Source organism: Bradyrhizobium sp. MOS001, assembly GCF_004634465.1.
GTDB classification, from domain to species: Bacteria; Pseudomonadota; Alphaproteobacteria; order Rhizobiales; family Xanthobacteraceae; genus Bradyrhizobium; species Bradyrhizobium barranii.
In genome coordinates this window covers 1-1,951 of record NZ_SPVJ01000146.1, presented here as the reverse complement: position 1 = coordinate 1,951, position 1,951 = coordinate 1, and the positions used below count along the sequence as shown (strand labels likewise).

Sequence of the window (1,951 nt, the reverse complement as noted above, 5' to 3'; positions counted from 1 at the left end):
TGCGCCCATTGCAGGTACCAGCCGAGCCCCGCCTTCACGCCCAGCATCTCGGCTACGACAAGAACCGCAAACGAGTTGCCGAGACCCATGAACAGGCCAACAAAGACATGAGGCATTGCCGCCGGAATGGCAACCTTGAGCACGAGGAAGCGCTGGGTTGCTCCCAATGTCCGCGCAATATCGTAATAGGCGCTCTTCACGCAGGCGACGCCCGACCAGGTCAGCACGGTGACCGGAAACCCGGTGGCGAGCGCAATCAGGAAAATGCTGGCGCTGAAGCTCGACGGGAAAACAAAAAATGCGAGCGGCAGCCAAGCTGTCGCGGGCAGCGGCCCGATGAACCGCAAAACTGGGTGGATCCAATAACCGGCGAGCCGCGACCAGCCGATCGCCACGCCGGTTACGAACCCCACCGCCGCACCGAGAAAGTAACCGGTCGCGAGCAGACGCGCTGAGGCGAAGATGCCTTCAGCCAGCCGCCCCCAATCATCGATTACGACTTCGACAATGGCCTGCGGCGGCGGAAAGAACGGCAACGGCAGCAATCCAAGCTTTGCTGTGACGGCCTCCCAGGCAGCAAAAAACAGCGCGAGCGCAAACAGCCACGGGGAGAGCCACTGGAGACGCTGAAAAGCAACAAAACGAACGCCGGCAAAGGCTGCCAGGGCGAGCGCAAGGGCCAACGCGCCGCAGGCAATCGCGAAGCCGCCCGTGTAGGCCCAATCGCTCTCGGGCTTATCCGGCCAGAGCGCAGTGAGCACGGCGACCATAGACCATGCGGCGGCAACAGACAGTCCGCCGATCAACGACCGAGTGGTCGAACTTTCAAAAAAGCCGAAACCCGATTTCTCTGATGGCCTCGGCACTTCATCGATGACCGAGCTCACTGCGGATCTTCCCAATCGGCTCAGCTTAGAACGTCAAGATAAATCCGCTCGGCGAATTTGGCCGGGTCAGTGCTTCGCTTCATGACGTTCACTGCCTTGAGTTCGTCGGTGTAGAGTAGAAGCTGCTTCTTGAGCGTTGCCCCGACCGGGTGATTGTGGTGAGTATGGCTGCGATACATCGTGGCGAGATCCTCTACGGATCCTCTCCCGCCGTAGCCCGAATAGATTGCTGCGGCATCGGCGGGATCGCTGGCAACTAGGTCTGCCCCCTCCAGTATCGATCGGGTCAGAGCGGCCGCCACCGGCATTTCGCTTCGGGTGAGGCTGCCACGTATCGCGAGAACGCAGCAGGTGCGGTCGGCGAATTCACCCGTCAAGTTCGTCGCGATCTCGTTGAGTTTGCCTTCCTTGAGCCAGAGGTAGGGCAGCGGATCTATCTCGGCCAGCGCCTGCACTTCGCCCTTGTCGACGGCAAGCGCGAGCAGATTGGCCGGGTACTGGCGCCACTCTACCTCTTGGGCCGGATCGATGCCCTTTTTGGCGAGGTAGATCGAAAAGAAGTTCTTCGCTGGGCTCGATTGATCGCTAATCCCGATGGCCTTGCCGCGCAGGGATTCCAGGCTGTCAATATTCGCAGCCTTGGAGCCGAGGAGCCGGATGCAGCCGCCGTGCACACCGGCGGTGATCCGAACGTCGAAACCTTGCTCCAGCGGTTTGAGCCAGCGCAGGGCCAATCCCAAACCGGCATCCGCCTTGCCAGTTGCAATCGCCTCCAACAACTGGTCGGTCGAACCGCCGAAATTGACGAATTCGACATCGAGGTTGTGCTTGGCGAAGATACCCCGCTCCTTTGCGACTGCCGCAGCGACGGTGCACGCCGCGTTCGCATTCCAGGCGAGTTTGAGTTGGCGGGGTGGGCCCTGCAGCTCTTCACTGCTCGCTGCGGCGCGACAAATAAGAGGCTCGCCGGGAATATAAGACAGCGATCCAGTCCCGGATGCCGTCAGCGCGCGAGCCGCTCCAAACATTCCAAGCGGCGCCGTGGCGCCGAGGGTGCAAACCAA

Annotated in this window: 2 protein-coding genes; both read right to left on the bottom strand. The window is 61.1% G+C overall.

Annotated elements, in window-relative coordinates; all coding sequences use genetic code 11:
* The coding region (locus CT676_RS43510; protein ID WP_244623541.1) for an ABC transporter permease subunit at positions 1 to 887 on the bottom strand (887 nt) is incomplete at its 3' end.
* A gap of 20 nt (positions 888 to 907) precedes the next feature.
* Positions 908 to 1,951 carry an ABC transporter substrate-binding protein gene (locus CT676_RS43505; protein ID WP_244623540.1) on the bottom strand — a complete coding sequence of 348 codons (1,044 nt, stop codon included), beginning with the start codon at positions 1,949 to 1,951 and terminating at the stop codon, positions 908 to 910.